The 1788-nt window shown below is 40.2% G+C and carries 1 protein-coding gene; it reads right to left on the reverse strand.

What is annotated here, in order from left to right:
* Positions 1-163 precede the first annotated feature (163 nt).
* Complete coding sequence (locus H3U97_RS11345; protein WP_198199008.1) at positions 164-1555, reverse strand: hypothetical protein; 1392 nt, start codon at positions 1553-1555, stop codon at positions 164-166.
* Between the last annotated feature and the right edge of the window lie 233 nt (positions 1556-1788).

Raw genomic sequence — 1788 nt, forward strand, 5'->3', positions numbered from 1 at the left:
TTGTTCCTGACAAAGCACCGCCTTGGCAAACATCCCTGTTTGCCATGCTAACCTCACTCAGTTGTCAGCACATTGCGGATGTCGCGCCACAAAATCGTTTTTATCGCCCTAACGTTATTTTTCTTATCCTCAGCTTCAATAGCTAAGAACTAAGAAATAATAGCTAAGGATAGGTACAGAGTCCAGCTAAGTTGATCTCACCAGAAGTCGGCGTGGGATTCCCAGTATCCGTAATAGATCCCTTGTACGAGCTAACACGATAGTGGAATTGGCTATTACTCTCCGGATTATCATTCGTCCAATAGTATTCTAACCAGTCGTCGTAGAAGTTGTCACCAGTGTGAGGGTGCATACTTCCCCATTCTGTGAAAAATCCTGCACCAATATGACGCCGGAACCTATTCTCAGGTGACGAAGGCGTTGCCCCTACTGCACCTTCACAGTGATCACGTGAACTCCATCCCTGACAAACCGCATTAGTTAAATCCCTGACCTTTGGGAGACGGTATCCAATATTATTACACCAAGATAAGTTACGAGAATAAATAGTAAAAACTTGTGTACCACGATGAACAAACCATTGCTTTAACTCAAATCCATATTTGACCACCGCATTACCGCTTCTATCACGACCGACTAACTCAAACACCTGCGGTAAAGATGGTCTGGCGATTCTACTTGGATTATCTGATTGCTGTTGCGATCTTGTAGCAACAGGACCAGTTAGGGTGACTCGAACCCAGTTTTTTGTTGAATCGGTCATCGTCGCCGTAATACCACCATGAGAAACCGGAGCCCAAGATAAGGCTTGACTAACACCACCTATCTTTAAATCAAACCACAACTTATTAGCACCAGTAGTCGGGAAGTTTAAACCATAAGACGATGGTGTAGCTGACTGTGTTAGAAAACCCTTACCAGATTGCCAAACGGCAGCAGAAAGACCGTTCCCAGTGAGGTCAGGTCTTGCATAACAAATCACTGGCGATGCCTTAGGATTAATATAATAAGTGGCATTACCTGCATTAAAACGACTTTCATTAGGTACTCCATAACGTGTTGTTAATCTACCTTCACCATTAGATAAGGTTAATTTATATGGCGCTTTACAAATAGTCAGTACTTCATTACGGGTAACAGCTTGATTATTTTTATCGACAATGGATAAATTTAAACTACCGGTAGCGGTGATACCATCAATCCCCTGACCATCGCCATCATCATCTCCCCAATAATTATACGGTGTGCCAATAAGTGAACTTAATGCAATAGAATCAGTATCCCTTGGTACTAACATACCAATATCATTAAAACTCTGACCAGCAACAGGTAACTCAATAGGATTGTCTATTGAACTATTGTTTGTGGGAGTAAATGCTCTACCATCAGAAAGGGATATCCCCAGTAGCGCTTCGGTATTTGTTACCCGGGTTCGACCTCCATCAAAGGTTAAATAAGGTGCTGAGCCATAAATAATATTGGTTGTTTTAGTGGTTAATGCATAATTAGCAAAAGAGATAGACTGTAAAACAACTACGGTTAATACCAAAACCATCGGCCGAGATAAAAAGACTAAACCAAGAAATTTTGAAAAATTTTGCTGAAATTTAGGAAATTTCGGAAATTGCTGAAATAATAAATTACAGTGAAATAATAAACGGTATGAGCTTAACTTTAGAAAGGTGAATTTATAGGTTGGGCAGGTTGTGTGTTGTGTGTTGAAAATTATAATCCATATCAGATATCCTTGTCAATCCAATTTTATGATTTATTTAAAATTTTAAGCCT

Origin of the sequence: Gilliamella sp. W8128 (genome assembly GCF_016100545.1) — a bacterium.
GTDB lineage: Bacteria > Pseudomonadota > Gammaproteobacteria > Enterobacterales > Orbaceae > Gilliamella > Gilliamella apis.